Origin of the sequence: Halomonas sp. ALS9, from assembly GCF_001651035.1 — a bacterium.
Classification (GTDB): domain Bacteria; phylum Pseudomonadota; class Gammaproteobacteria; order Pseudomonadales; family Halomonadaceae; genus Vreelandella.
Genome location: NZ_LXRG01000065.1, coordinates 298,244 through 324,002, shown reverse-complemented (window position 1 = coordinate 324,002; position 25,759 = coordinate 298,244). Strand labels below are relative to the sequence as shown.

The following is a 25,759-nucleotide window of genomic DNA, read 5'->3' as shown; positions in this document are numbered from 1 at the left end:
AGCATTTAATTATTGGAGACTGGCTTACGCAGACTGCCGGAACAACCAGGGGCGTGCGGCTTTATGCTTCTGCTCAAAGGCACGGATGGCGTCTTCGTCTTTGAGCGTCAGGCCAATATCGTCCAACCCTTCCAGCAGACAGTGCTTGCGGAACTCATCCACTTCAAACTCTAAAATCTCACCGCTAGGGGTGACTACGCGTTGGTTCTCCAGATCCACATCCAACTGGTAGCCTTCGTTGGCCTCCACTTCGGCAAACAGCCGATCGACCACGTCTTCTGGGAAGGTAATCAGCAAAATACCGTTCTTGAACGAGTTGTTGTAGAAAATATCCGCAAAGCTGGGCGCAATCACCACTTTAAAACCGAAATCTTCCAGCGCCCATGGCGCATGCTCACGTGAGCTCCCGCAGCCAAAGTTACGCCGGGCAAGCAGCACTTCAGCATTTTTGAAGCGCGGCTGGTTCAAAACGAAATTAGGGTTGAGCGGGCGCTGCGAGCAGTCCTGGCCCGGCTGGCCTTCATCCAGGTAACGCAGTTCGTCAAACAAGTTAACGCCAAAACCAGTGCGCTTGATCGACTTCAAAAACTGTTTCGGGATAATCAAATCGGTATCGACGTTGGCGCGATCAAGGGGCGCAACCACGCCTTCAAAGCGTTCAAATTTTTTCATGGCTTAGGCCTCCTGAGCGTGAGTGGCGTCGTTAGCGGGCAGGCTGCGAACATCAACAAAGTGACCGGCGATTGCCGCGGCCGCTGCCATGGCAGGGCTAACCAAGTGCGTACGACCACCGTAGCCCTGGCGACCTTCAAAATTGCGGTTAGAAGTCGAAGCGCAGTGTTCACCAGCACCCAGTTTGTCCGCGTTCATGGCCAAACACATGGAGCAGCCCGGCTCGCGCCACTCGAAACCGGCTTCAATAAAGATTTTATCCAAGCCTTCAGCTTCCGCCTGGCGTTTCACCAAGCCCGAACCCGGCACCACCATGGCCAGTTTGATCGAATCAGCCACTTTTTTGCCTTTGGCCACCTTGGCGGCTTCACGCAGGTCTTCGATACGCGAGTTGGTGCAGGAACCGATAAAGATCTTATCCAGCTTGATATCGGTGATTTTCTGGTTGGGCTGAAGGCCCATGTACTCCAGTGCGCGGGTGTGGCTACGTTGCACGGTTTCATCCAGTGCGGCCAACGGGTCAGGCACTTGGCCGGAAATACCGGTGACCATTTCCGGGCTGGTACCCCAACTCACCTGCGGCTCGATCTCTTCCGCTTTCAGGGTGACGACCTTATCGAACTCTGCATCGGTGTCGGAGACCAGATTGCGCCAGTCCGCCACGGCGGCTTCCCACTGCTCTGCCGTGGGCGCGAAAGGACGCTTGGCTAAGTAATCAATGGTGGTGTCGTCCACGGCGATCAAACCGACCCGTGCGCCCGCCTCAATGGCCATGTTGCACACGGTCATGCGCCCTTCCATAGAGAGCGAAGCAATAGCACTACCGGCAAACTCAATGGCGTAACCAGTGCCGCCAGCGGTACCAATTTTGCCGATAATCGCCAGCACTACGTCTTTCGCAGTCACGCCCAGGCCCAACTCGCCTTCCACGCGCACCTGCATATTCTTCATTTTTTGCGCCAGCAAGCACTGGGTCGCCATCACGTGTTCGACCTCAGAGGTGCCGATACCATGTGCCAAGGCGCCAAAGGCACCGTGGGTAGCGGTGTGAGAGTCGCCACATACCACGGTCATGCCCGGCAGTGTTGCGCCTTGCTCGGGGCCGACTACGTGCACGATACCCTGACGAGGATCGTTGATTTTGAACTCTTCGATGCCGTACTCAAGGCAGTTGTCGTCCAGGGTTTGCACCTGAATCAATGACACCGGGTCTTTAATCCCACTGTTGCCCTCCGCCCGCTCTTTAGTGGTCGTTGGCACGTTATGGTCAGGCGTGGCCAAATTTGCATCCAAACGCCACGGCTTGCGGTTGGCTAAACGCAGCCCTTCAAATGCCTGGGGCGATGTCACTTCGTGAAGCAATTGCCGGTCGATGTATATCAACGCGGTGCCATCATCACGCTGCTTCACCAAGTGTTGATTCCAAAGTTTGTCGTAAAGCGTTTGGCCTGACATGTGTCTCTCCTGGGCAGTGCCCTGCTAGTTCGGTATAGCCGCCTCTATGGGCTGCTTAAATTGCTTGTGGAGTCAGTGTCACGCGACTCGCGCATAAAAGCAATTCATGTTATTCATAGTTTAGATTCCAAACTGGAATAGCTAATTAGGGAGCAGCCCGTGGACACCCAAAGCTTACAAGCCTTTTTGGCCGTGGCAGATACGCAAAGTTTCTCACGGGCGGCTGAACAGCTGCACCTTACCCAGCCAGCGGTAAGCAAGCGCATTGCCACCTTGGAATCTCAAGTAGGCACACGGCTATTTGACCGCATTGGTCGGCGCATTGCGCTAACCGAAGCCGGTAGCGTGCTGCTCCCCCAAGCGCGGCGCATTCTTTTGACCGTTGAGGACAGCCGCCGAGCGCTGGCCAACCTTTCCGGCCAGGTAGGCGGCAAGTTGACCCTTGCCACCAGCCACCATATTGGCCTACACCGCTTACCGCCGCTATTAAAGCAGTACACCCAGCGCCACCCGGAGGTCACACTAGACCTGCACTTTCTGGATTCAGAGCAGGCTTACCAGGGCGTGTTGGATGGCACCCTGGAAATGGCCGTGGTGACGCTAGCCCCCCACCCCCATGAACAACTGCAGGTGGTAGAACTGTGGCGCGACCGGCTATGTTTTGCCTGCGCTATCGATCACCCTCTTAACCATCAGCCTCCTCAGAGCGAACTCTCTCTGATCGACCTATGCGAATACAACTGCGTGATGCCGGGGGCGAAGACCTTTACAGGGTCACTTATTGCGCAGCGTTTCAGCGAAGCTGGTTTGCACTTGCCTGTTAGCATGGCGACCAACTATTTAGAAACGCTAAAGATGATGTGCAGCGTGGGGCTGGGCTGGAGCCTGCTGCCAGAAAAGATGATCGACAGCGAACTGGTCGAGCTTAGTGTAGACACCCCACCGATTTACCGCCCGCTGGGGTATTTGGTGCATACCAACCGAACGCTGTCGAATGCGGCACGCAGGATGATTGAGGAGTTGGAAAATACGCGGGGTGAGAGTGTTATCAAATAAACCTCATGTGCACCCATGGGGGCCTCTAAACACTCGTAGAACTCGTTTTCTCGTTGCCACACACGGTATGTGCGCGAAGCGGGATCGATGATTTTCGTAGCACGTGGTAAGCGAAGCGCACCCGCGGAAGCAGCGTGCAGCGGTGACGGGATTTGGCTCTTGTGGGCATTGTTGGTTGGTTGCCACTGGGCGCCGTTCCGCCGCCTCCCGCGGGAGCAGCGCGCAGCGGTGCCAGGGTTGGTGTATGCCACTGAGCGTCGTTCCGACGCCTCCTAAACTGCCCCTCTATTTACCAAACTGGGCGAACACTTCTTCGCCGGTCAATTGCTTGGTTTTTTCTGCTAGTGAATAGAAGCGCGGCTTTTGATCGATAAATATTTGCTCGGTTATTATCCAATCATCCGCACCATCAAGAAGCCCAACGGGAAGCGCGTAATGTCCATCCTGCTTTAAGCGATAGAAGAGGTGGGTGCCACACTGCTGGCAGAAACCACGCTCAGCCCACTCAGAAGAACTGAAGGTGGCTATATGCTCTGAGCCTTTAAAGTCCACGTCACCGGCAAACTCAACCGCAAACAACGGGCCACCACCCCACTTTCTACATATCGAACAGTGGCAAACGCCGACATGGTTGCTTTGGGTGGTAACGGTGACGCTGACTATACCGCACAGGCAAGCCCCCTGAAGTTGTGTGGTAGATGCCATGCTTGTCTCCATCAGTTGTTATGACACTTAAATCGTATTTAATCCTTAAAAGCCGAGATAGCTCAAAATTGCACTCTAACTATTGGCCCCTTTTAATCTATGAGGGCCTTCCGCTATGGGCGGGTATATTTTGGTTCAAAGGGGTATATAACAGCACGCTTAGCTTTCTCGCCATGGTCCAGTGGCAACGAAACCCCGCCATCGTGCTAGATTGATAATTCCGCAACATTACGACACCAGCGGATGAATTATTTTGGCCAAAGCCGAGCCAAGGGCGTAGTGCTGATCTTCGTCCAAATGAACGCCATCAATCCGGCTAGTGGGTGTCACCAGTCCCGCATCGAAAAAGTAGCATTCGCACTCTTCGGCGACTGCTTCAATGGCTGCAGATAATCCCACCGCTTTTCCCTCGGCTCCTTCAAACTTTGGTGCTATATTGCCTTTCGCTTTTTGAATTTCGGGAGGAGCAACGAGCATGACCGGAGGCACTGGCATGCCCGGCTCAATGGGAGCACGTCGAATGGCGCTAACCAGTGTCTTTAACCCCTGCGCTGATTGCCAAGCATTGAAATGATGCATAGATTGAAAGTCGTTAGTGCCTAATAGCATAACTACCAGCGACAACGGCGAATTGATCTCTATGCGCTGCTCTATCCCCTCCAATCCGTTGCGTCCTGGTTTGTAAGGGTCATCCCACACGGTTCGACGTCCATTCAGGCAATCCTCGATAATCCTTACAGAAATGCCCGCTTCAAGCAGTTTCTTTTCCAACACTCCTGGCCAACGGCGTTCGAAATTTAACCGACTACGGGTATCCGGGATAATGCCCCAGCTTAATGAGTCTGCGTAAACAAGGATCTGATGCATGGCTTCCCCCGTGGTTTAGTTCACAGGCTTTGTTGGTATGATTAATGCTGGCCCGAATCTTGACACCAACCAGACATGCGATGAGGCCCACCAGCATATATTCGATCCCCAAGCTACCCATATCTGATCGGGTAGAATAATCACCGGCCAATAATCATCTGAAGCCTACTAACAAGTAGGCGAACGATCAGCTTCAAAGGAAATGACTTATAGGCAGGTGGATCAGTTGGAAGAGAACTGGGATCCTTGAGAAACTTGGTTGCAATACGTGACTGAAGAGCCGGGGTTTCGCCTACAAATCGTTGGCGATACAACGAGATCCAGTGCTGCGAATTTTCGAACGTAACAAAAAGAGGTGAATTGCAGCACGTTGCCACCATACGTCTCGTGGGCGAGTTATCACGAAATGTATAAGGATGTAGAAGCCCCTGACCGCGCACTACAGCGTATCGATCATTACGATGAAGCACATAGGGGGTTCCCAGGAATTGATCCATGACGGGCTCCGGCGGCAAAAGTTTTGCAAGCTCATCTGCCGCAAATTGACAATCATCACAATGGCACACAGTGCAATAAATTGGCGCTCCCACAAGCTCAACGGCAACTTGGCCACATGAACACTCGACTAAAAATGTATCAATCGGCATTCGATTATCTCCATGTGGACACTAGCGTCTAGGCTCACCAGCGGCAATAAAGCGCCTGCTGACAAGTAATCCGGCCACTGCGTACTGCTATGCAAATCTCGCCCAAAAACATACCGAAGCTAGAATTCTAAAGGGTCAATGGTTAAGCGTTGAGCCAATGCTTCTTGGAGAATCTGCCCAGCCGCTTCGTTGAATAGTACAAAACGGATCAGGGTCACTTTGTGCAAGGTCGGCAGTATGGTTTCCAGGGTAGCCGCGCACACTTGAGCAGCTGCTTCCGCTGGGTAACCGAAAGCACCAGTAGAGAGTGCCGGGAAGGCCAGCCGCTCAATGCCGTGCTCATCGGCTAACTTCAGCGCATTGCGATAACAGCCAGCCAGCAGTTGATCCTCCGGCTTATCGACGCCATATACCGGGCCCAGGCAGTGAATCACCCAGCGATTGGGCAAATTATGGCCGCCAGTGAGTACCGCTTGGCCCGGAGCGATGGGTGCCATAGGCCGCCCCTCTTCAGCAAGGCCGGGGCCTGCAGCGCGATGAAGCGCCCCAGCGACGCCGCCACCGGTTCGCAATTGCGCGTTGGCAGCATTAACCACTGCATCCACATCGGACTGTTGGGCAATATCGCCCACCACGCACTCCACGCGGATTCTGCTCTGATCGCTCATAAACTCCCCCATCTATTACGACGCATAGCTGACGCTCGCTAATGAAAGCTTCCTTTACTACGGCTAATACTGGAAATGCTGACTGAACAGAGCACCTTCGTTCAACCTATCGTTCATGCGTTGTCTTCGATAATCGCCCCGGCTTCACGCATTTCGTCCATCACGGCGCTCAATTGCTCCGGGTTCACTGCGCGGGTGGCATCGGCGATTAAGTGGGTTTCAAAGCCGAATTTACAGGCGTCTAGCACGGTAGCCTTAACGCAGACATCGCAGGCCAGCCCACCAATCCAAACGCGCTTGATCCCTCGACTCTCAAGAAAGCCCTGAAGGCCAGTGCCGTCGAAGGCGGAGTAAGCATCGCGGTCGAATGCTGTGCCCTTGCTCACTCGCACAGTGTCCGGTGGCAATTGCAGCCCTGGATGAAAGGCGGCACCTTCGGTGTCCTGAAGGCAGTGCTCTGGCCAGGGGCCACCTTGGCTCTCAAAGGAGCAGTGCGCCACCGGGTGCCAGTCCCTGGAAGCAATAACAAGAACGCCCTGCCGAGCGGCCTTAGCCAACCAATCGTTGAGCACAGGCACCACCGCATCGCCACCTTCAATGCCCAGCGCCCCGCCGGGGCAAAAATCGTTCTGCACATCCACGGCGATTACTGCATCTTGTGAGCAAAGTGTTTCCGCTGTATGCATAAATGCCTCCTTAGTTAATCCAAGGCAAGCGGAGACGAAGCAATCTTCATTACGCCAGCCTGTTCCTCACTATGCAACAACAGCGCCTAGCGCTTGCAGCTTGTGCGCCATTGAAATAAAACTAAAGGTGCAATGGACAAAAGGGCGGCCCCGCGCCAGTATTTGTGATGTCAAAACTCAATCAACACGACAGTTATCATTGGTACGAAAAACGATAGCCAAAATCAGGAATGGGAACCATGCGATATAAGCAGGAAACCACTGGAACCACCACCCGGGGGAGAAATAAATAGCTTCGGGCTTTCCAAACATAAAAATGGCAACGACGTTTAGCAATAATACGATTGAAAACCCGGCAGCACTGATAACCGAAAATATACGACCTAACTGCTTCGATCTCCCTTTAATCATTGAAATTCTCCTTTATAAACTATTTCTGTATAACACCGCAGACACCGGTTTTTCTGGCGCAATGCTTAGTCAGCGCCTAGCGCTTTACCCATGAAAACCGATGACGCCGGGCAGAGTCCAGCAAATTGGGGAGTCTGAGTGATGGCTTTTGGAGCGTCTGAACGATCTAGCACCTCATAGCCCAACCTCTCAAAAAAACCATCCGCCGTGGTGGTAAGAAGATACAGCGCCTTTAAATGAGAGCGCGCTGCCCACTCTTCAGAAAATGCTACAAGTTTTTGTCCAAGACGATTGCTTCTATGGGCTGCAGAAATCGCAAGCGAGCGAAGAAGACCGAAATCACCGCACACCTCTACCCCTATGACACCCCAAAGCTCGCTTTCATGATGGAAGCCGAAGAAGTAAACGTCACTATCATCCCGCAAATCAGAAACTGGCAGGTCACAAGCAACCAAGAGATCAATGACTTCTTGGCTATAAGCGACTTGTTCCATGCAAACCTCCCCAAACGCTAACGAAGCCGTAGATAAAGCCAATGGTAAATCTCTTCTCGATAATTAATTTGAGCAACAGGCTACGAGCTTGCTGATGGTTCGATGTCTTGACCGAACATAATTCGATGCACTTCCGGCGCTACAACACCAAACTCACGCAGCCCCCATGGCTTATCAGCTATTGCCTGGAAAATCTCGACGCCCCGCTGCTGATAATCAAGGTGAAGCTCATCTATCCCCTCGCAGTTTACATACGCAAAGTAAGAATGTTCGTGTGTATCACGGGCGGGAAGTTCGTCCGGGCAGTGCCCCAGCATAACGTGAAAACCACCCAAACTCAGAAACGACCAGCCATCCACACGGAAACGTAGCGAGAAGCCAAGTTTGTCGAGAAAGTAACTCTCGGTCTTTTCAAGGTCGTTAACTGCCAGCACATGCTGGGTTGCTTTTACCGCAAACATTGATGCCTCCTGTCCTCTATATGCCCCCCTAACACGAATCAAACGGCAATGGTTACCTCGCTCGGCACCAACGCCAATCAACACCTCCCCAGTGACTGATTAGGCTTTGCACGAAAACTGCCTGAGCCCACCGACTTTTCGTACAAGCCCTAGGAAATATCGACATCCTCAACATTCTTCAGTTTTTTTATAGCAAACTGCCCTCTTTCAGCGACGGGGCTGGATTTATCTGATGCGAACTTCTCTGCGAGCTCCTTAGCGATGCTCCCCATAGTCGCTAGCTCGCGAATCAGTATCTCTGCTGACACTCGCCTGACAATCGAAGAGCGGTCTTCAGCTGAATTTCTTAATAGCTCGTGCAATGGCGTATTAACCTTCAATGCACGTTCAGAAACCACTTCCTTGATCCCACCCTCACCGTCACGGATGTTCGTCCATTGCCACTTCCGTTCTTCCACCCAGGTGATTCGACCTTCGAAAAGGCTGCGGTACGCCTTTGCTCGAACAGCAGGTTGTATGGATTGCTCAGCGATGTCTTCAAGTCGGTCATCCAGAATTGCGGTACGGCCAAGCTGAGCAAGCAGTGATGGCATTGGCCCGGACGTAGCATATTTTATCTGAGCGATAAGAAACTCTGCTATCGGGCCTTCAGATATGATCTGCAACAACACTTGTTTATCTGCATCTTCGATCCGCCCCCATGAATGCCAACTGGACAGTACGATACATAGCGCTTCAGCGGCATCATGCGGGTCTGTTGCATTGACTATAAAGGGGAGCTTTTCTCTGGCAGCCTCCCGTACCTGAGGCACCCAGTCATTCATCCTGCGAACAGCAAGTGACAGGAAAAACGCATTGGGTGCCGCCCCAGTTAATGCGCGTAACGTCTTCTCCCGCCGGTAACCGTCTCCACTAATCAAATCTAGCCAGGTAAACCTCTCCATCGGTTTTGACCAGAACATCCATTTTGGCGACGCCGGTCTTGCGAAGGCTTCCGAATACTCAGCACGAATTAAATGTTCCCAATAATCAAAATTGGTAAGAGGCAGTTTCGAGGTCGCCTCAATAAGTGCAGACATATCAGCCACGATCTTACTTTTGCCCCCCACTTGAATCGAATAATTAAGCGCCCTTAATGCGGATATAACGCTACGTTCGATTATCAACTGTTTCATAAAGCATGTACTCAACTACCGTGGTTAGCATTGGCAAAAAAATAAAGCCTGTAAGTTTATTTATGTTAAATCATCCAATCAATCAGATATTGTTAGTGCCAATCTACAATCTGCTGATCCATTTTTCCCGCCCGGGAAAAATAGGGTGTATACCCAAATATGTCAGCAGCATCTTTTAAGTAGGTTTCAAATCGAGACACTTCTGAAAAATCTGCACAGCTAAATACCCGAACTCTCAGCTCAAGTTCTTTCGCTGCGCCAACAAGAAACGCTTCAAGTGACGGCGATACAAGATTGCAGCCAACTCCATCACCCATGTCATACACGCCTCCATAGGTAGGAGACCCCGCGATACAATTTACGACCAGGTAGCCGCCGCAACCATCTTGTAATAATGGAACAAAACCCAGAGGCCAATAATCGGGATTGTCGTCGTCGCCACAGCCTGCGCAACTGTCATAATGGCTGGCGATACTGCTCAACGACAACAAATGCATGCCCCAGGCGAAATGAGGTTCAAACAGGTTAAGCTCGCTCTCTTTTACGTGGTCACAACCTCCCGCAACCAGTAAAAATTGTTTTACTGACTCGGGAAGCATCACGCCGTCTAATTTATTTAATGCTTCAACCTCCTCAATTGAAGCGGACAAAATGACCTCTGGAGTAGCAGAGCCATGTTCTCTGAGCGTCTCTGTATAATGTTCAAAAGCATCCCGTAGTGTGCTTGAATTATCCATCGCTTCTATTTCGCTAGGTATCATATAACGTCCAAAAATCGGCTATATCAAAGGGGATTCTATCATCGAAAAGGAGAAACTTGATTGGCCTTAGCAACTTCTTACTTTTAATGATACTTAAACGAGGTTCATAACACCCCACCGTTACGCATAGCGTCGTTAGCACTGAACGATGGTAACGGTTTGTTTCCTTACGGCAGCTTCGCCAAGCACTTCAAGTAAGGTTAATATAAGATCACGGCCAGTAGATGTAATAAAATAATTGGCCAATGATGTGATTTGTGGTGAAATATCGTCACCCCATGGCGGTTGCCTGGATATATTTTCGATATCCCAAATGACCCTATCCAGCTCCAACACTGAAAGCTCCTGCTGTATCAGTTGGAGCTCTATGACTGCTTCTTCAGCCAGGCTAGTCTTCAATTCACCCTGATAAAGATGATTCAAAAGAATAGGAAAGCGACTTCCCCATCCTTCTTCAAGATTATAACTGACGGTACTGAAAAAGGCATGCAAGAAATCAGCAGTGCCAATTTCATCGACAATGCTCCCAGCTTTAAAGCCCACTGTCATTGTCGGCCTCCAAAACACTGAAATTAGTATGAATCCTGTTCTCCAGTCTGCAATGGCTGTTGAGCAAGGTCTGCAATCAGCGGATGAATATCAATCCTGAAGTAGACTTTAAATATTGCATAACTCTGGTATTCAGCCACCTCTCTTTGGGAGCAACGCTTTCCGCTAGTTCCTCTTCAAAGGCCTTGGTAAACATCTTTTGTAAGCTCTCTTCATTGCATTCAACACCAATACGATCAACTAGGCAATAATCTGAATTATTTAAGATAAAGTCTTTTCCGTATCCAGGATACCCAACAAAGGATATAAGTAAAGCCCAATAGTCTTCGGAAGGTGTTATCTGAACAAGGTCTTTATTGGCAAATAACATAATCATGACTGCACCGAAACCATCACCAAACTAGCCATAGCAACACCTACACTTTCCGCATTAGCTAACATGAACCACAAAAATACTTTGCTTTTAAAAAATAAATTAATCTTAAACACTTCTTTATACACCCAAACTTACAATACAACATTAACTGCGCATGCAAACAGGAAAGTCACCACCCATGTGACGGGGTGGAAAGCGTCCATATTAAAAAGATAATGAAAAACGAGCCCAGGAAAAATCGCCCACACAACACCTGCTAAAGGAATCAGAAAAAAACCCAGAACTGCAGATGCAATATTTGCCGTAACTGTGGCTAAGACAGTTTTCTGTGGCGAAGCCAGGAGAAGCTTGCGCACAAAAAATACTCAATCACTAAGCCAACAGATATTGCCCACCAGGAGAATAGACGCAGTTCTAAATATAGCGCAGGCCAGACTGCATTCGCATAGGTGGCAATAGAAAAAAAACCGCTACAACGATGCCGGCATGAAAACAAAGAGATACACCACTTTGACGCGCTTTACTAATGGCTTTCATCTATCAATCAACCACATAACAAAGGCATATAGGTAAACAAAGGCATATGGAACACATAGGCTTAGCTAATGAAATAGACTGTTAGCAATGTCACTTTGGCGACAACTGAATAAAAAACACCAGCTAAATTCATTCACACTCGGCAATCTGCTAAATCAATACCTCATGAAATAACGTATTAAGCCTTGTGATATCATTAGCACGCGAGCCTGGGTGTTCATTATATTTTTCCAGACGAACCAACTCACTTTCGATAAACTTATTAAGCTCCGCTACAGGAGGAGCAAGCTCTTTTTCAAGGCTGCGTTTCTTTCTCTCAAGAAGTTTCTCAATTTGCCTGGTGATACACTCGTTATCAGATAAAATGGTGCGCAGCTTATCAAACTCGATAGGCGCAGGCTCACGATATTTCTCAAGCCACATAATTGAAAGCAAAGGCCGAAGTACATAGAAATATTTTTTCAAGGGTACCGTATCCTCCCTCAAATACCCCCGGTAATTCGTTTTAGCCATACTACGGTAATGATAGATGCCCTTCTCAACCGAATAGGTTTCCGCCATTAAGTCTCTGGCTTTCGATGCAAAGCTACCTCGTTCAATGTAGATGATAGGAGACTGCAGCCATTCGACGAAGGCGGGGTTTGATTTCCGGAAGAGCCTGAGGGCCTTCCGGACATCCCACCCATTGATATCAATCTCATCCACTATCTCATATTCGATTACATCTCGTTTCTCTTCTAAATCTACAGAGACATACCAATCTTTTGGGTGGGCGTAGATAAACCTGACATCATAGTCGCTATTAGGAGATGCAAACCCCCACGCTCGGCTACCTGACTCCACCGCATAGAGAACCCGGACGCCATGCTCTGCTTCAGCGTCTTTGATCCTCTTCATAATTTCTTCTCTAATAATGTCTTCGATCATAGCCCCTCAGGAGTTCACACCTGCCTCAAATGTATAGCAACCTGCCGATTCTCATGCTGCTTTTACATAAAAAAGACAGAATACGGCGCTTGTTAGACGTATTTTTTACTGACATCTCAAAAATGGCGCAATAGACCACACTAACGTCGCAAGAACCAACTGACTGTGCCTGCCTTGCTTCATCTGGTATCTCTGGGTTTACCATATGCTCAGGGAGTTCCTCTCGCCATCCTCTAACTACCGAGTAAGCTCAACACAACCATTTAAGGTTATAATCACGGTCTAAGCCCCCTCGACATGAACGCCAAGCCTCGAGCCTATTACTGTGAACAACAACCACCATAGAAGTGAAAATAGCCGAGCCAAGCCTGTTCGCAAAGGCCTGCACCCAAAGAATCTACACAACCAAGGCTATGACTTCCCAGCTCTCGTAAAAAGTCACCCAGCGCTAGCCTCCCATGTGAAGCCGAACGCTCATGGTGAGCTATCCATCGATTTCGCAGATCCACTGGCAGTAAAAACGCTCAACGCCGCGTTGTTAAACCGATACTACAACATTGTCGATTGGGATATTCCAGAGGGCGCGCTTTGCCCTCCCATCCCAGGCAGAGCTGACTATATCCATTACATGGCGGATTTATTGGAGTTTGGGCTTGGACATAAACAGCCCAGCATCAAGCTGCTCGATATAGGGACTGGAGCAAATGGAATCTATCCGCTACTGGCCTGCCAAATTTACGGCTGGCAGTGTGTCGGTAGTGACATTAACCCTCAGTCACTTGAGAACGTCGCCACGATTATCTCCCACAACCCCACGCTCAAAGATTGCTTCACGCTGCGCACGCAACACGATAAAAACCACATATTTGAAGGGATCATTCAAGCGGGGGAGTTTTTTGATGTCAGTGTATGCAACCCACCCTTTCACGCCTCGCTTGATGAAGCACTTAAAGGTAGCCAGCGTAAACTCAATAACCTTGCGCGTAGTCGCGGTGAGCAAAAAGCAAACACCCAATCGCCTACGCTGAATTTTGGCGGGCTTGGGGCCGAGCTTTGGTGCAAGGGAGGCGAACAGCTGTTTCTTAAAAAGCTAATAAGAGAAAGCGAAGCATATTCGACTCAGTGCCGCTGGTTTAGCAGCCTGGTTTCAAAAGCTGACAATGTTAAGCCTGCCAAGAAGCTGATTCGCAAGCTCGGGGCAGTTGATAGTCGGGAAATAGAGATGAAGCAGGGAAATAAGATCACACGGATATTGGCCTGGACATTCATCTGAGCCGCTGCCGAGGTGGTGCATGATTATGCGCAATCTGCCGTGACATTATTCCACTGTAAGCACATCCCTCAGGATGGAGAACTGTCAGTGCTCGATCAGATAGTGCGCTACATGAAAGGTACCTGGCTAAAGCGGATCTTGGTAGTTAATCATCACCATGGCGTATTGATCGTGGTTATAGGGCTTGAAGCGCAGTATGCTGCCCACTTTTTGTCTATTTTATCGATCCTGTCAATATTTCAGCGTCAGCGTTTTTTCTACAACCTCAACGCCTGAATTAAGCTGCACCGCCAAGCGGCATCGGTTTGAATGAAATGTTAGGCCGGCTTAAGTTAGTTCCGCTGCATCAGCGCGAACACGCCCCAGCCCAGGTACTCGCGTGTGTACCTAGCATGGCGCTCAGGTTCGGAGGTCAACTTTGACCGCACCTCTTGGGCTAATTCATCATCTGTATTGGCTTCAAGCCATCGACGCATGGTGAGCCATTTAGCCGCTTCATATCTGTCCCATCCATCTTGATTAGCCAGGACCATTTCAACAACGTCGTAACCCAAATGACCGAAAGATGCGACCAGTTCTGGTAACACCAGGAAGTCGGAAACCGCGTTCGCGAGACATCCCTTGGCAATCTCTTCTGTTGGTGGCAATTGCCGCCAGAAAGGCTCGCCGATAAGGATGATCCCACCAGTGCGCATGCTCCGAGCCAAAAGCTCAATCGTCCCGGCGACCCCACCTCCGATCCAGGTAGCACCCACACAGGCTGCCACATCGACCTTTTCCTTTGAGACATAGCCTGCAGCATCGTCATGGACGAATTTTATTTGATCGGCCACGCCCAGTTCTTCAGCACGAAGTATAGCCTGCTCAATAAATAATTGGCTCATGTCGACACCGGTGCCAATGACACCGTAATCACGCGCCCATGTACACAGCATTTCTCCAGAGCCACTACCAAGATCAAGGACACGGCTACCCGACTCCAGACGGAGGGCTGCGCCAAGAGTGGCAAACTTTTCGGGAGTAAAAGGGTTATGGATGCGGTGGGTACTTTCCATAACGTTAAATATGCGTGGGATGTCCATTACGTAAACTTCCTTATAGGTGCTGATGTGTTCGATAAGGATCTAACGCTCAAAATAGCGGAGCGTTTACGCGTCAGGCTTATTTTGCTCGTTATACGATCATTCCTCTTCTTTTCATTACTTCCTCAAGGTTTTGCGGAATGGGGCGACAGGAACAGTTTTTAAAATGCTCCAAGTGCCACTCAATTCTTTCCTCTAAGGTAGGGTTCTTAGGCATCCTATGGTTGCGATGCCACTCTGCGTTCGGTTTTTTCATAGTGGGCTCTAGCTGTCATAGGCTTGAAGGGCGACAGGCAGCGAGCGTATAACTATGTTGCCTGCTGCTGGCAGGCCAACGAGTATTGCACTGATTATTTCTTCTCTAGATGCGCCCGCCTCCTTCGCAACCTTCACATGAAATTGAACACCACTATCAAGGCCTTTAACAGACAATACGGCTAAGTAAGCAAGGCTCTCTGTTTTCTTGTCTAAAGCACAGGTATTGCCCAAACTCTGGACTGCTATCATCCATGCTTGAGCATGCTCCGGCGCTTCCTGCATGAATATCTGATAAGCATTGCTCACCAATTTTTCATTACCATTCATTTCGTTCCCCTTTTTCTTTAGGCTCATACGCCCTCCATAAACAGCGCGAGGAAGGAGCCTCCTGCGACCGAAGGGAGCGAATTAAATGGCTTGGTTATGCCTGTTTGTCATCAGTGACAGTAACCATCTGATATGTGTGCCAATCAGTGATGAATCGTTTCAAAAAGTCATCTTTGGTTAGAACCGTATCAACATAGTCAAGATCACTGAGAAGCACCACCATCAACTTACGAGTGTCCGTAGCAATTTTATTCCGTCTAGCTCGCCACTCTGGACTTAGCTTTCCACTCGCCAGAATCTATTACTGCCTCATCTGAGGCAAAGAAAAAAGCCGGTGCCCAGCTCCATCACTTACGATTTCAGCTCAGGCAGATTGCGGCGAGATAATGGCAGGATGGTGCCCACAGGGGACGATGATGCCCGTTGCTCGCCAAAGCGTGGATACAAGCTACAGAGAGAGCTCGCCAGTGGAAGCTGTTCGGGAATCGGCGGTCATGCTGCCACGGCCGCTATCAGATCCCACAGCCGCCACGAAAGGAGCTGCCCGCCCTATGCAAGGGCGGTTTTGCTGACTAGCACGACACCGAAGGCGATCAGCATCAGCAACACCACTTTGCGGAAGGTATCGGCATCCATCCGCTGGCGCACGATACCGCCGATCTTGGTGCCGACGTAGACGGGTATCAGCCCCAGCAGCGAGATCCAAATCGATTCGACCGTCATGAGTCCCTGCTTCGCCAGGCCGACCGCCATGATCAGGCTCGAAAGGCTAAAGGAGATATTGATCGCCTGGATAAACCGTTTGGGATCGAGTTGAAGCGCCAGCAGGAACGGCAAGACCGGCATGACTTGCGATCCGGTCATGCCATTCACCACACCGGTGAGAAAGCCGGAAACCGGAGCAAGTTTGCGGCCCAGGCTCTCCGACATCGGTTGGCCAGGGCGAAACAGCGTGAAAGCGCCGTAGCCGATAAGCACCAGGCCCAGTATCGCGCCGGCGACGAAGCTATCGATCAGATCCAGTACGGCGAGCCCGATCAGCAGGCCGGGAATGGTGGCGAGAAACATCGGCCAGAAGCGCCGCACCGTCTCCCCAAAATGCCCTGCCTGCATCATCACGATGGCATTGCTCACCAGCGAGGGAATGATGACCAGCGGCATGGCGGATTTGAGGCCCAGCCCAAGCGCGAGGATGGGTAGCGCGGATGTTGAGAACCCCAGACCGGTTGCCCCTTTGACGAAGGCAGCCACAAGATATGCACAGGCGATGATCAGAATCGTCTCGAAATTCACGGTGCATTCATGTTGGAGGTGGGCTCGCGTGGTAATTCGATAGTATGCTTCGCTCACACTAGGCTAGCAAGGTGACGATTGGCTATCCAGCCGGCACATGTCGCGTTCCAGTTCCACATCGAAAGCATCGGCATGCAGGCTTGGTATCCTCGTCAGCCATGCTCGCCCAAAGGAAGCCCCATGGAATTGAAATTGGCGGGGCTCGCTGACGTGGAAGTTCGGGTTCCTCACTTCGGCTACGCCGACTGTATCCAGGAGATCCACTCGATCGTTTTGATGGTCGAGAGACTGGTGGCGTGAACTTTGAAAATCGATGGGAAATTCAGGAGTGATCCTCATGAATCGAAAGGCAGGCAAGATCAGTGATGATGCGCGGCTCGATGAGGCGAGATGATTCGAGGTAAATCGAAATGGCGCCCAAGGCAAGACCCTAAAAACGACATAAGCACATGATTTATATAAGGAACAGCAAGACAAGCATGGAATGCTATGCTGCCGTGCTTTGTTATGTAAATTTTTCACTGCAACCCGTTATTTTTATTAAATCGTCTAATTTTAATTCGTATATTTTTCATAGGTGAAGATGTATTGAACTGGATCATACGTCCCAACGTCCATTTCTCGTACCACGTTCGTTCATACAATTCATCGTTGCTTAAACTTGAAACTAACGCGATTAGCTCACTTATCGTTGAGTCCAGTTCATCGAGTAAGTCTTTGTATTTCCAGTTGCTGTACTGGTCTTGAAAACTGACAGCCAGCAGACCAAGTTGATTCCATTTATAACCCGTTTCAGGGAAGTCCACTGGCAAGCCTTGGGATTTCAAACTATACCACTTTAAGACTAATTTTCCCCAACCAACAAGATAAGCAACGGTGTCACAGATGCTAATTTGTGTTCCTTTTACGTTTCCTTCAACTTCACATTTGCGTGACTGTGATTCAGGGACAACTTGATAGTCAGCCATCAGCTTAGGAAATATCGAGTTTATAGCGGAAAGCAGCTCATCTTTTGATTTTGGGACTGATGACATCGTTGTTTCCGTTTACATAACGAGGCTGTAGAAAACCCGATTTAGAGCTCTCTCCACCGCCTGTCGTCCTAATTCATTTACCCAGCCAGTCACCTGGTTGGGTAATACTAATATCAGCATTCAGCCACTTGAGCGCCCAACCAAAGCTTGTTGAAGACGGTCTTTTGCTCTTAAAAAGCAACTTATCCCGCTCTAAGCCCTTCATGTCGCGGCTAAGTGACCGTAATTCGCTAACTTCTCAATATTAGCTGCCACTGACCTTGCACCTTTTTCTTACCCCGAAGGCTGAAGCGGTTCAGTCTTTTCGTCGTGCCAATATTGCCAAATACCGGCTCTACAACTGACATGCGATGACTGTAGGTTTCCTTGCCCTTCGGGCTATCCACCCGGTGTAATTGGGTAAGCGTTTGTTCTCGATAATAAAAGGCACTTGCCGGCCAGCTCCCTTGCAATGGACGGACAAGTCGAGTTTGCGCTCGATCAGGTAGTGCACAGCGTGTTCAAAGGTGCCTGGTTGGGACTGATCTAGGTAGTTGATCACCACCATAGCGTTCTAATCGTGGTTATAGGGTTTGAAGCGGGGCATGCTGACCAAGCCTCGTCTGTTTTCTCGATCCTACCAAAACTTAGGAGTCAGTGTTTTTTTCTACAAACTCAACGCTTAAATCAGCCGACGCTATCAGCAGTCGGCTGCATTTGATTGTTAGCACTGGCCAGTCGTCTCACCTGCATACTTTGGATTCTGTTTACGATGGCCAAAAATACCAATGCTAAAGGTATATATAATGCGTCTGTTATTTGAGTGACAATGTTAAGCTTTATTAACTCATGAATCTCCTCTGCCTGCATGGACAGCCTAAAAATTGCCTGGCCAAGAAAAATCGATACTAACCACAAGAACCACCATAGCGGCAGAATACCGCATGTGTCTTGCGCCCCCCAGTCAGAAGGCCTTTTACTCGCCTTCCATATTTCTTTCATTGCTTGGTATGGTTTCCATAATGTCAGAATCGGAATGAAGTAGTACCCAATAGACCAACCAGGTGAGAATTTCATATTCTCTGCTCCCAGTTGTCTTGCGTTGTAGTTTGCTCTATGAATCCATCGCAATATCAGAAACCCTGAGACTACAAACGCAATAACATAGAGGGTTTCGATTAGTTCTTGGCGTTGGTTGTTTGCCACCCAATCAGCTATCGCTTGTTCTTGAGACGTATAAATTTCATTTTGATAGTCAGATAATAATTGATATTCCAAATTTCCAGAAACTATTGAGATCACAGCGATTAGGATTTGTGCATAAAGCGTGTATCGAACCCAAGCAGTTAGACTTGTTAAGTCCTTATACCCTTCGTTAGTTGACAAGGTGCTATCTCCTTTTAGTGCTAGCGCCGCAACCACGCGCAGTTTTGTAGTGAAGGCCAAGCCGCAACGAAAAAGGCGTCGCCGTGCCTGGCCTTGTTAAATTTTTATAGCGTCATATGCAACAGTGGATAAGGCTTACCCTGCCCATCGACTTCTGAGCGGCCTGTCACTTTAAAGCCAATATGCTGGTAAAAACCTAGCGCCTTTTCATTCTGCTCGTTTACATCGACCTTTGATGCTCCCTGTTCTTTGATAGCATGGGCCGTTAACAGAGAACCAATACATTTTCCGCGCGCATCAGGTGAGATAAACAACATTTCAATATTACTATCATGTACACCGCAGAACCCCTGTATTTCGCCGTCGCCGTTTTTAGCGCACCTTAAATCAACAGCGTCAAAATACTGCTCCAGAATTAACGGCTTTAGCTCCTGTAGATCATCTTCAGCCAAAAAATCGTGGGTTGCTCTGACCGATGCTTCCCAAATTTCTATCAGTGTAAGGTAGTCTGCTTTTTCAACGTTCTCAATATTCATCACTAAACTGGATAAAAAAATCTAATGCTTTTTTTCAAAAGACTCGATGCCAAAAGTGTCCTTTTGACAAACATTTTAGCGGCTGCCTGCACCATAAGTAACTTTAATTTCGTCTAGAAACCCCCAACTAGATTCAGCTTTATACTCAGAACCGTTCAAGCGTCTCTCTATTCTCAGTTCTGTGTTCGAAGCCCATCTCGCATCAGGCAAGACATCCTTGGGGTGTCCATCGATAATGTATATATTTCCACTGTTATTTTTCAGCTCTTCATCAGAATCGAGTATTGAAATCTGAGTACTGAAACCAGTTGTTGCACCGCAGTATCTTTGAAACACAATTACTTTATGTTCTCTATTGGGCGACAATAACTCAGAGTACACCTCGTTCCCACACATATCGCGGGTCGCATAAATGAAGAGTCCCGCGATTGCTAGCGGAACACCAACAACCACGATACCCAAAGAGATTGCAATTTTATTCCAAGCTTTCATAGGCAGTTAACAATCGTAGCGCTAGATACCCGAATGTCTCCCCAATCCCTCTTCGATGAGCCGACATTTCAGGGCTGAACTCTTCCCATGCATCGACTCTTAGTAATTCACCTGACGCTCGGTCGGCCATAACGTCAAATTCGAAGAATCGGCGATCACCTGTTATCCATACTCCGATCCACTCGTTTCCCTCCTGCTCAGGTACGGATGAACAGGAGACAAGCAATCCATCAGATGGCCGAAGACCATGCTTTAACAATACAGCCACGAGCCACGGGTATATATCAGGTTGACCACAAAACGATTCGGCCTCCTGTTTCATTTCAAGATACTTCAGTTGGTTCTGCTGCTGAACATTCTTGTTCCGAACTTGACGTAATTGTTCGATATCCATTGAGGTTAATGCCGCCGACACGCGTAGCCTGGTAGTTGAGGCGAAGCCGTAACGGAAAAGCTATCGCCATGCTTGGCTTAGTTATAAGCCAATGTATTTAAGGGCTGCATCGGCTTTAGTATAATCTTGAATAGATTGGGAGCTAGAAATGCGATTTCCTACTAAAACAAAGTTATAGCCCAGTGTTTTAGATGCTTTTTGATCCCAAGGGCCGTCTCCAAAATAGGTAATAGAATCAAAACCCTCAACACCTGTAGTCCTTTCGTTCAACCGCATAATCTCAGTCCGGCTATAGTGGTCAGAGGAAGAGGCCAGTGGTATTGACGAGAAGTTAATCCCGGCAGCCACAAGTTTCATCCTCGCCGATTCACTCCAGCCACCAGTTGCAAAAGCCACCGTGACATTCTTCCGCGCGATAAGTTGTGATAAGAACTCATGTGCACCGGATATCGGTGCTACATCATGACACGCGATGTAATCTGCTACTCGACTCAAGAACTGTTCTTTAACTTCCGCAGTAATTCGATCAGCGTCACTTTTGAGCCCTAGTTCATCGATCAACTCGGCAAGAATGCCGGAATCAGTCACATGTTTGTAGCGACTCCAATCAGGATCTACCGTCACACCCAACACATCCTCGACAGCGGCTTGAAAGCACTCCGTATCGAAATCATATGACTCAACCAGTGTTCCGTCTATGTCAAACAAGACTAGGTGCACTACCCCTCCCCTGGCCTATAACGCCGCTAACACGCGCAACTTTGTAGTGCCGCAACAAAAACTCCATCGCCTTGCTTGGCCTAGTTAGCCGCTTCACTCAAGAACGGGCCGGAAGAAGCTCCGCTCATAACTGAGAATGCAGCGGGTATCTTCCGCATACTTGAAGGCCGCTTGACATTCCGGGTCGTCAAATGATTCCAATCGATACTGCTCATAGGCTGCGAAGCTAGGGAAGGTAAAGAGTGCAAGTGCCACATTGCTCGCGCCCTCCGAAGGAAGAAAGTACCCATGGTGCTGGCCCCCAAACTTCTCGACGAGCGGAATCCATAGCTTTGCGTAACACTCAAACTCATTCAGTTGATATGGATCGACGATATAACGCAGATAGCAGGTTACCATATGGCTCCTTATCTTATCCGTAAACGGATGGTTTCAATTTCGATGCTTTTAACGCCCAAAAAAGTGGGGAAGCGAAGTGATGTCTGGGCCCGTAGGGCCGAGCTGCTTTTATTTTTTATAGCGCGGCCTCACTTTACTAACTCCTTGCGCGCTTGCGTGTCCAAAATAATACTCATGATATTAACAGAGCCCTTATCTTCAAATCCTAACTCCTTCCTCATGCTCTTTAGAAATTTATCTCCTACTTGGAGCATTGCTGACGCACCCCGACTAGAGGCTTCCTCCATTTCGGCTTCGTACTGCAGATAATCCGCGATCAACTTCTCACTTCCCCAGTTCATGAGCCCTCGTTTAAATTCGTACATTTCATTAATGGCATTTTTCGTCAACAGGTTTTTGTTGGAGCTCTTCGCAGCTTTGAGCATTTCAAAGAATGCTGTATAGAAATGCTCAAATACCTTCTGCTGCTCTTTCTGTATCAATAACCTGATCTCACGATCCCGCGCTTCCTTATTGTTAATAACGATTGTAAACACAGAGCTCATAGCAGTAAGAACAACACCAACTATAGCCAGAATAGCTATACGATGCTGTGTTTCAGATACCCCCAGTGCAGCCCAAAGCAAAAGAGCTACTAGGAATAGGGAAAGGAGTGATAACCATATCTTTGGCACTAAACTGTCTCCGTTGAAGCGCTATAACGCCTGCAGCATGCGCGGTTTTGGAATGGAGGCGAAGCCTCAATGGAAAAGCCGTTGCTATGCCTGCGATTGTTAAAACCGCTAGTTTTCACAAACCACCTTGAGAGGCAGGCCGTCTTTGAGCGCGTAGTACTCTGTACAGACTTCACCTTCAACCGTGACTTTTCTGACTCCATGGTCAAAAAAGTACATTGCTTCGGAAAGGCCTAGCCACCCATCTTGATTTAAATCCATATCATCATAGGTGAACGGTACGCGCGCGAACCAAATGGCTATTACAGTCACAAGAAGCACCACTGAAACAATACCCAAACCAATCTTCATACCATACTCGATAGTTTTTAACGCTGAGCACAGCGGCGCACTTGAAATGGCGACGAAGGAGCCATGGGAAGGGCGCCGGAGGCCATTAAGCGCGAACTGCTGCTCCATGTTAATAGTTCATTGTCCATACCCCGAGACCCAGGACTCTTGATCAATCTCGTCAATCCTGCCTGACGCAAGCAACTTCCAGAGGGTGAGGACTTTTTCACGGGAGATGCCTTTCATATGTTTTGGCTCACCCTCGCCTGCGACGTTTTCCCAAACAAGCAAACCGGAAAAGAATGCAGCTAGACACCACTCTGACTCATGCGTGAGAGATACGTCCGTATGTTCCCCATCGGCACCGGAAAGCTCGTCATACAACGTGTGCAGTAAGTCCAAAGAAAAATTTTGCTCTGCCTCTCCCATGAGGCGAGCCACCCAGTAAGCCATATACTCTCCCTATATTTTTAACGCAAAGCGCACCACTAGTCTTTACAAAACGAAGCGGCGTAAAGGGCATCTGCGTGACGCAACTGGTTATGAGGTGATTGCACCGTAGTGAAACTCGTATAAATCAGCTGTACGAAACCCCATTCGTTGATAAAACTTGACTGCGCCAGCCCCCTTGTGGGCCACCAACCAAGCACCGCCGATTTTTAGAATTTGTATCAATGCGCGGGCTTCGCTCTGCTTCCTGCTGCATGCTGCGGAAACGGAAAGCTCCTGGATACAGGTGAGATTGCCGGAGTGCCAAGGGTAGGAAAACGAAAATATCGCCCCCGGTGACCTCGCTGTCCTCCTCGGCAATGAAGCAGCCCGCTGGATCAAACACGAGGAACCCGACAATTAGATATTTACTCTAACCACGCTACCGCCACGGCACACCTTGGTTATGTTAAAAACGCGCCAATTGCGACCGTGCCTGGATAATTAATCATACTTTATTCATAAATTTGGCTTAGGTCACGTATCGATGCAAAAAAAAGTGCTGCCTCTCGGAGCCAATAGCTCGTTGGTTGCATTGACCTGGTACCGCTGCGCGGTACTTTCGCGGGTGCCTCGCTGCGCTCCTTACCGCGCGCTACGAAAAGCATCTACTCCTCACTCTCTGCTTACTGCTGGCCTTCCTCCGCAAATCCGATTAGCCTGCTAATTCACTATTAAGGGTTTGGCATGCAAGAGACGACTTCTCGGCAGCGCTTGGCAGGCGTGCTGATTTTGCTTGGTTTGATCGCGCAAATTATTGGTTTTACCGGCTGGTTGAGCACTGCCCATGCGGTGAGCTATTTGCTGTGGGCGGCAGTTGTGTTGCTGTGGCGGGATATTCCCCGTCGTTCGCGCATTCAGGCGGCCGTACTGATTGCGCTGGGGGCGGGCATGTTGCTGGTGGCGCGGTTTGTGTATGGCGCCGAGGTGGACTGGCCCGCCATGTTGCAGGGCAATTCGTTTGTGGCGGCGATGCTGGTGGGCGTTAGCTTTATCTCGCTGATTGGCAAGCAAGGTAATAAGGGCGCGTCGGGTAAGCGTGTTACCGGTGCCAGCGGCGTGATGAGTACCTGGTTGGGGGTGCACTTCCTGGGTACGATTTTGAATCTCTCTACCGTGTTTATGGTAGGCGATAAGCTGGCTCGGCGTGGGCCGTTTGCGACTCCGCAGCTGTTGGCGCTTAACCGGGGCCTCTCCAGTGCGGCGCTATGGTCACCGTTTTTTGCCTCCATGGGCGTAGTAATAGCACTAGTGCCCGACGTTGAGTACGCGCAAATTGCCGTGGTGGGCTTTCCCATGGCGATGCTGTCGGGGCTGTTAACCACGCTTGAGTTACGGCGCCGGTTTGATCTCAGCGAAGTGGATGGCTATTCCCTGGCGCCACGCAGCCTGTTTATGCCAGTGGGCATGGCGGCGTTGGTAATGCTGTTTCACTTTGTGCTTACCCCTGCCCTGACCATTGTCAGTATTATTACCTTTCTGCTGCCTAGCGTTGCGCTGCTAAGTAACCTCCCCCATGGGCCCAAATTTTCCCTACGGCGCATTCGTCAGCACACCACTACACGTTTACCCGCTATGCGCGGTGAGATTTCGCTATTTTTGGCGGCGGGGTTATTAACCATTGGCCTTTCGACGCTGGTCACGGCCGCGGCTGGCAGCGACTGGACGCTGTTCACACGCTTTGGGGCGCCGCAGGCGATGCTCAGCTTTGCGGCGATCACGCTTAGTGCACTGGCAGGCTTACATCCAATTATTGGCGTCTCGGTGCTGGCGTCGATCCTCAATTTGCAGGGCGGCGAACAGACCGTGTTTGCGTTTGTGGCGTTAACCTCGTGGGCGGTAGGCACCAGCGTGGGCCCGCTTTCGGGGATTAATCTTTCACTGCAGGGGCGCTACGGGGTGAGCGGTTACCGGATGATGAAAAATAACCTGCTCTACGCGGCGGTGATGAGCCTGCTTTCGCTGGGAGCGATCGCAGGCGTCAGCTTACTGGTTACCTAATCGATCAGGTCTCAATGATTTTATTGGGGAAGCGGTAGAAGTAGCGGTGGCCGCACTGATGGCAGGGTTCCAGGCGGGCAACAGATGGCAGCATTACCTGGGCATCGCAGTGGGTGCAGGCCATTAGGCCGGGTGCAGCCATTTCACCTTCGCAGTAGTCGGCGCGGGCGGCTTCTAGATCTTCCTCAAAGCGTTCGCGCTCGACCACGCTGCGGTCAGCAATCGACAGTAGCGACTCCGCCACGCGGCGGGAAAGGCCATCGATATCGATGCCTAACCAGCTGGCCACCTGCTTACCGGTGTCGGCCATGTAGTGGCGCATGTCTTTTAGGTCACGCTCGACCCAGGCGCGCAGCAGGGCAAGCTCGTCCTTGGTGTACTCTTCCAGCTCCGCTTCAAACTCCACCGCGTCGTCCAGATCCTTCTGCAAGTTTTCCCAGGTTAGCTCGTTAGCGCCCCCTTGCATCCGCTCTAGCAAGCGTTCGTAGCCTTCGCGTAGGCGATTGTCATTCTGCTGTTCACTCATGGTGCCTCTCCTTTTGTCGACGCGTGCAGTTATCTATCATCGGCTTACCGTTCAAGGATACACCCGCATAGGATACAATCGACCTCACATATCTGACAGTTGTCATCTAACATTCACTT

35 protein-coding genes are annotated in these 25,759 nt (G+C 49.8%); 5 read left to right on the top strand and 30 right to left on the bottom strand.

The features are described from left to right. Positions 1-24 precede the first annotated feature (24 nt). Together leuD and leuC are read right to left on the bottom strand one after the other, a co-directional pair. Positions 25-672, bottom strand: coding sequence for a 3-isopropylmalate dehydratase small subunit (leuD, locus tag A6R74_RS05735; protein WP_064233492.1), 648 nt, complete (start codon positions 670-672; stop codon positions 25-27). A gap of 3 nt (positions 673-675) precedes the next feature. After that, positions 676-2,127 (bottom strand): 3-isopropylmalate dehydratase large subunit, encoded by a 1,452-nt coding sequence (gene leuC, locus A6R74_RS05730; protein WP_064233491.1) that lies wholly within the window; start codon positions 2,125-2,127, stop codon positions 676-678. A gap of 159 nt (positions 2,128-2,286) precedes the next feature. Between leuC and A6R74_RS05725 the strand changes: the two genes are divergently transcribed. Together A6R74_RS05725 and A6R74_RS22630 are read left to right on the top strand one after the other, a co-directional pair. After that, entirely contained in the window at positions 2,287-3,183 is an 897-nt protein-coding gene (locus tag A6R74_RS05725; protein WP_064233490.1) for a LysR family transcriptional regulator, read from the top strand. Between the two features lie 87 nt (positions 3,184-3,270). After that, on the top strand, positions 3,271-3,459 hold the full coding sequence (locus A6R74_RS22630; protein WP_125410288.1) for a hypothetical protein: 189 nt from the start codon (positions 3,271-3,273) through the stop codon (positions 3,457-3,459). Positions 3,460-3,468: 9 nt separating this feature from the next. Here A6R74_RS22630 and A6R74_RS05720 read toward each other — a convergent pair whose 3' ends face one another. The 13 genes from A6R74_RS05720 to A6R74_RS05665 all read right to left on the bottom strand — a co-directional run bounded on the left by A6R74_RS05720 (position 3,469) and on the right by A6R74_RS05665 (position 12,447). Beyond that, complete coding sequence (locus A6R74_RS05720) at positions 3,469-3,888, bottom strand: GFA family protein (RefSeq protein ID WP_064233489.1); 420 nt, start codon at positions 3,886-3,888, stop codon at positions 3,469-3,471. A gap of 228 nt (positions 3,889-4,116) precedes the next feature. Next, positions 4,117-4,755 (bottom strand): SGNH/GDSL hydrolase family protein, encoded by a 639-nt coding sequence (locus A6R74_RS05715; protein ID WP_064233488.1) that lies wholly within the window; start codon positions 4,753-4,755, stop codon positions 4,117-4,119. Positions 4,756-4,895: 140 nt separating this feature from the next. Then, positions 4,896-5,402 carry a GFA family protein gene (locus A6R74_RS22625; RefSeq protein ID WP_125410287.1) on the bottom strand — a complete coding sequence of 169 codons (507 nt, stop codon included), beginning with the start codon at positions 5,400-5,402 and terminating at the stop codon, positions 4,896-4,898. A 119-nt stretch (positions 5,403-5,521) separates the two neighbouring features. Further along, positions 5,522-6,070: a macro domain-containing protein gene (locus tag A6R74_RS05710; RefSeq protein WP_064233487.1), complete on the bottom strand. Its 549-nt coding sequence runs from the start codon at positions 6,068-6,070 to the stop codon at positions 5,522-5,524. Positions 6,071-6,183: 113 nt separating this feature from the next. Next, complete coding sequence (locus A6R74_RS05705; RefSeq protein WP_064233486.1) at positions 6,184-6,756, bottom strand: nicotinamidase; 573 nt, start codon at positions 6,754-6,756, stop codon at positions 6,184-6,186. 177 nt (positions 6,757-6,933) lie between these two features. Next, complete coding sequence (locus A6R74_RS05700; protein WP_064233485.1) at positions 6,934-7,167, bottom strand: hypothetical protein; 234 nt, start codon at positions 7,165-7,167, stop codon at positions 6,934-6,936. 65 nt (positions 7,168-7,232) lie between these two features. Further along, positions 7,233-7,661, bottom strand: a complete 429-nt coding sequence (arsN2, locus tag A6R74_RS05695; protein ID WP_064233484.1) for an arsenic resistance N-acetyltransferase ArsN2 — start codon at positions 7,659-7,661, stop codon at positions 7,233-7,235. A gap of 80 nt (positions 7,662-7,741) precedes the next feature. Further along, positions 7,742-8,122 (bottom strand): VOC family protein, encoded by a 381-nt coding sequence (locus tag A6R74_RS05690; RefSeq protein ID WP_064233483.1) that lies wholly within the window; start codon positions 8,120-8,122, stop codon positions 7,742-7,744. Positions 8,123-8,271: 149 nt separating this feature from the next. Then, positions 8,272-9,297 (bottom strand): hypothetical protein, encoded by a 1,026-nt coding sequence (locus tag A6R74_RS05685; protein ID WP_064233482.1) that lies wholly within the window; start codon positions 9,295-9,297, stop codon positions 8,272-8,274. 92 nt (positions 9,298-9,389) lie between these two features. Beyond that, entirely contained in the window at positions 9,390-10,058 is a 669-nt protein-coding gene (locus tag A6R74_RS05680; protein WP_064233481.1) for an SMI1/KNR4 family protein, read from the bottom strand. 135 nt (positions 10,059-10,193) lie between these two features. After that, entirely contained in the window at positions 10,194-10,607 is a 414-nt protein-coding gene (locus tag A6R74_RS05675) for an Imm70 family immunity protein (RefSeq protein ID WP_064233480.1), read from the bottom strand. Positions 10,608-10,683: 76 nt separating this feature from the next. After that, positions 10,684-10,983 (bottom strand): hypothetical protein, encoded by a 300-nt coding sequence (locus tag A6R74_RS05670; protein ID WP_064233479.1) that lies wholly within the window; start codon positions 10,981-10,983, stop codon positions 10,684-10,686. A gap of 687 nt (positions 10,984-11,670) precedes the next feature. Further along, positions 11,671-12,447: a nucleotidyltransferase domain-containing protein gene (locus A6R74_RS05665; RefSeq protein ID WP_064233478.1), complete on the bottom strand. Its 777-nt coding sequence runs from the start codon at positions 12,445-12,447 to the stop codon at positions 11,671-11,673. Between the two features lie 325 nt (positions 12,448-12,772). Here A6R74_RS05665 and rlmF point away from each other — a divergent pair, with 325 nt between their 5' ends. Together rlmF and A6R74_RS22915 are read left to right on the top strand one after the other, a co-directional pair. Next, positions 12,773-13,720, top strand: coding sequence for a 23S rRNA (adenine(1618)-N(6))-methyltransferase RlmF (gene rlmF / locus A6R74_RS05660; protein WP_064233477.1), 948 nt, complete (start codon positions 12,773-12,775; stop codon positions 13,718-13,720). 87 nt (positions 13,721-13,807) lie between these two features. Continuing rightward, positions 13,808-13,996: a hypothetical protein gene (locus A6R74_RS22915; protein ID WP_064233476.1), complete on the top strand. Its 189-nt coding sequence runs from the start codon at positions 13,808-13,810 to the stop codon at positions 13,994-13,996. 56 nt (positions 13,997-14,052) lie between these two features. Here the strand turns inward: A6R74_RS22915 and A6R74_RS05650 are convergent, their stop codons facing one another. From A6R74_RS05650 to A6R74_RS05585, 14 genes are all read right to left on the bottom strand, one after another. Further along, positions 14,053-14,802 (bottom strand): SAM-dependent methyltransferase, encoded by a 750-nt coding sequence (locus tag A6R74_RS05650; protein ID WP_064233475.1) that lies wholly within the window; start codon positions 14,800-14,802, stop codon positions 14,053-14,055. A gap of 264 nt (positions 14,803-15,066) precedes the next feature. Continuing rightward, complete coding sequence (locus tag A6R74_RS05645; protein ID WP_215117433.1) at positions 15,067-15,414, bottom strand: carboxymuconolactone decarboxylase family protein; 348 nt, start codon at positions 15,412-15,414, stop codon at positions 15,067-15,069. Between the two features lie 522 nt (positions 15,415-15,936). Next, on the bottom strand, positions 15,937-16,680 hold the full coding sequence (locus tag A6R74_RS05640) for a sulfite exporter TauE/SafE family protein (protein ID WP_064233474.1): 744 nt from the start codon (positions 16,678-16,680) through the stop codon (positions 15,937-15,939). Between the two features lie 518 nt (positions 16,681-17,198). Next, positions 17,199-17,714 carry a ClbS/DfsB family four-helix bundle protein gene (locus A6R74_RS05635; RefSeq protein ID WP_064233473.1) on the bottom strand — a complete coding sequence of 172 codons (516 nt, stop codon included), beginning with the start codon at positions 17,712-17,714 and terminating at the stop codon, positions 17,199-17,201. Positions 17,715-17,944: 230 nt separating this feature from the next. Further along, positions 17,945-18,100 carry a transposase gene (locus A6R74_RS22910; protein WP_240488171.1) on the bottom strand — a complete coding sequence of 52 codons (156 nt, stop codon included), beginning with the start codon at positions 18,098-18,100 and terminating at the stop codon, positions 17,945-17,947. Between the two features lie 280 nt (positions 18,101-18,380). Next, positions 18,381-19,079 (bottom strand): DUF4328 domain-containing protein, encoded by a 699-nt coding sequence (locus A6R74_RS05625; protein WP_064233471.1) that lies wholly within the window; start codon positions 19,077-19,079, stop codon positions 18,381-18,383. A gap of 104 nt (positions 19,080-19,183) precedes the next feature. Beyond that, positions 19,184-19,615 (bottom strand): acetyltransferase, encoded by a 432-nt coding sequence (locus A6R74_RS05620; RefSeq protein ID WP_064233470.1) that lies wholly within the window; start codon positions 19,613-19,615, stop codon positions 19,184-19,186. Between the two features lie 75 nt (positions 19,616-19,690). Next, on the bottom strand, positions 19,691-20,107 hold the full coding sequence (locus tag A6R74_RS05615) for a hypothetical protein (protein WP_064233469.1): 417 nt from the start codon (positions 20,105-20,107) through the stop codon (positions 19,691-19,693). Beyond that, positions 20,091-20,501: a hypothetical protein gene (locus A6R74_RS05610; RefSeq protein WP_064233468.1), complete on the bottom strand. Its 411-nt coding sequence runs from the start codon at positions 20,499-20,501 to the stop codon at positions 20,091-20,093. Before A6R74_RS05610 ends, A6R74_RS05615 begins: the two co-directional genes overlap by 17 nt. A gap of 81 nt (positions 20,502-20,582) precedes the next feature. Beyond that, positions 20,583-21,221 carry an HAD family hydrolase gene (locus A6R74_RS05605; RefSeq protein WP_064233467.1) on the bottom strand — a complete coding sequence of 213 codons (639 nt, stop codon included), beginning with the start codon at positions 21,219-21,221 and terminating at the stop codon, positions 20,583-20,585. A gap of 93 nt (positions 21,222-21,314) precedes the next feature. Continuing rightward, a complete protein-coding gene (locus A6R74_RS05600) occupies positions 21,315-21,620 on the bottom strand; it encodes an NIPSNAP family protein (protein WP_064233466.1) in 306 nt (101 codons plus the stop codon). Positions 21,621-21,748: 128 nt separating this feature from the next. Beyond that, positions 21,749-22,294: a hypothetical protein gene (locus tag A6R74_RS05595; protein WP_064233465.1), complete on the bottom strand. Its 546-nt coding sequence runs from the start codon at positions 22,292-22,294 to the stop codon at positions 21,749-21,751. Between the two features lie 108 nt (positions 22,295-22,402). Then, positions 22,403-22,753, bottom strand: coding sequence for a hypothetical protein (locus A6R74_RS05590; protein WP_064233464.1), 351 nt, complete (start codon positions 22,751-22,753; stop codon positions 22,403-22,405). Between the two features lie 9 nt (positions 22,754-22,762). Next, on the bottom strand, positions 22,763-23,077 hold the full coding sequence (locus A6R74_RS05585) for a hypothetical protein (protein ID WP_064233463.1): 315 nt from the start codon (positions 23,075-23,077) through the stop codon (positions 22,763-22,765). A 723-nt stretch (positions 23,078-23,800) separates the two neighbouring features. Here A6R74_RS05585 and A6R74_RS05580 point away from each other — a divergent pair. Beyond that, complete coding sequence (locus A6R74_RS05580) at positions 23,801-25,114, top strand: hypothetical protein (RefSeq protein ID WP_064233462.1); 1,314 nt, start codon at positions 23,801-23,803, stop codon at positions 25,112-25,114. Positions 25,115-25,118: 4 nt separating this feature from the next. Here the strand turns inward: A6R74_RS05580 and A6R74_RS05575 are convergent, their stop codons facing one another. After that, a complete protein-coding gene (locus tag A6R74_RS05575) occupies positions 25,119-25,640 on the bottom strand; it encodes a zinc ribbon-containing protein (protein ID WP_064233461.1) in 522 nt (173 codons plus the stop codon). Positions 25,641-25,759: the final 119 nt, after the last annotated feature.

Coding starts and splice junctions, on each gene's coding strand:
- A6R74_RS05645 (WP_215117433.1), bottom strand. CDS start 15,414: ATGAGCCTAAAGAAAAAGGGGAACGAAATGAATGGTAATGAAAAATTG.
- A6R74_RS05675 (WP_064233480.1), bottom strand. CDS start 10,607: ATGACAGTGGGCTTTAAAGCTGGGAGCATTGTCGATGAAATTGGCACT.
- A6R74_RS05700 (WP_064233485.1), bottom strand. CDS start 7,167: ATGATTAAAGGGAGATCGAAGCAGTTAGGTCGTATATTTTCGGTTATC.
- A6R74_RS22625 (WP_125410287.1), bottom strand. CDS start 5,402: ATGCCGATTGATACATTTTTAGTCGAGTGTTCATGTGGCCAAGTTGCC.
- A6R74_RS05610 (WP_064233468.1), bottom strand. CDS start 20,501: ATGGATATCGAACAATTACGTCAAGTTCGGAACAAGAATGTTCAGCAG.
- A6R74_RS05580 (WP_064233462.1), top strand. CDS start 23,801: ATGCAAGAGACGACTTCTCGGCAGCGCTTGGCAGGCGTGCTGATTTTG.
- A6R74_RS05670 (WP_064233479.1), bottom strand. CDS start 10,983: ATGATTATGTTATTTGCCAATAAAGACCTTGTTCAGATAACACCTTCC.
- leuC (WP_064233491.1), bottom strand. CDS start 2,127: ATGTCAGGCCAAACGCTTTACGACAAACTTTGGAATCAACACTTGGTG.
- A6R74_RS05680 (WP_064233481.1), bottom strand. CDS start 10,058: ATGATACCTAGCGAAATAGAAGCGATGGATAATTCAAGCACACTACGG.
- A6R74_RS05635 (WP_064233473.1), bottom strand. CDS start 17,714: ATGTCATCAGTCCCAAAATCAAAAGATGAGCTGCTTTCCGCTATAAAC.
- A6R74_RS05715 (WP_064233488.1), bottom strand. CDS start 4,755: ATGCATCAGATCCTTGTTTACGCAGACTCATTAAGCTGGGGCATTATC.
- arsN2 (WP_064233484.1), bottom strand. CDS start 7,661: ATGGAACAAGTCGCTTATAGCCAAGAAGTCATTGATCTCTTGGTTGCT.
- A6R74_RS05710 (WP_064233487.1), bottom strand. CDS start 6,070: ATGAGCGATCAGAGCAGAATCCGCGTGGAGTGCGTGGTGGGCGATATT.
- A6R74_RS05685 (WP_064233482.1), bottom strand. CDS start 9,297: ATGAAACAGTTGATAATCGAACGTAGCGTTATATCCGCATTAAGGGCG.
- A6R74_RS05600 (WP_064233466.1), bottom strand. CDS start 21,620: ATGGTAACCTGCTATCTGCGTTATATCGTCGATCCATATCAACTGAAT.
- A6R74_RS05720 (WP_064233489.1), bottom strand. CDS start 3,888: ATGGCATCTACCACACAACTTCAGGGGGCTTGCCTGTGCGGTATAGTC.
- A6R74_RS22630 (WP_125410288.1), top strand. CDS start 3,271: ATGATTTTCGTAGCACGTGGTAAGCGAAGCGCACCCGCGGAAGCAGCG.
- A6R74_RS05620 (WP_064233470.1), bottom strand. CDS start 19,615: ATGAATATTGAGAACGTTGAAAAAGCAGACTACCTTACACTGATAGAA.
- A6R74_RS05665 (WP_064233478.1), bottom strand. CDS start 12,447: ATGATCGAAGACATTATTAGAGAAGAAATTATGAAGAGGATCAAAGAC.
- A6R74_RS05585 (WP_064233463.1), bottom strand. CDS start 23,077: ATGGCTTACTGGGTGGCTCGCCTCATGGGAGAGGCAGAGCAAAATTTT.
- A6R74_RS05590 (WP_064233464.1), bottom strand. CDS start 22,753: ATGGAGCAGCAGTTCGCGCTTAATGGCCTCCGGCGCCCTTCCCATGGC.
- A6R74_RS05575 (WP_064233461.1), bottom strand. CDS start 25,640: ATGAGTGAACAGCAGAATGACAATCGCCTACGCGAAGGCTACGAACGC.
- A6R74_RS05705 (WP_064233486.1), bottom strand. CDS start 6,756: ATGCATACAGCGGAAACACTTTGCTCACAAGATGCAGTAATCGCCGTG.
- A6R74_RS05650 (WP_064233475.1), bottom strand. CDS start 14,802: ATGGACATCCCACGCATATTTAACGTTATGGAAAGTACCCACCGCATC.
- A6R74_RS05615 (WP_064233469.1), bottom strand. CDS start 20,107: ATGAAAGCTTGGAATAAAATTGCAATCTCTTTGGGTATCGTGGTTGTT.
- A6R74_RS05690 (WP_064233483.1), bottom strand. CDS start 8,122: ATGTTTGCGGTAAAAGCAACCCAGCATGTGCTGGCAGTTAACGACCTT.
- leuD (WP_064233492.1), bottom strand. CDS start 672: ATGAAAAAATTTGAACGCTTTGAAGGCGTGGTTGCGCCCCTTGATCGC.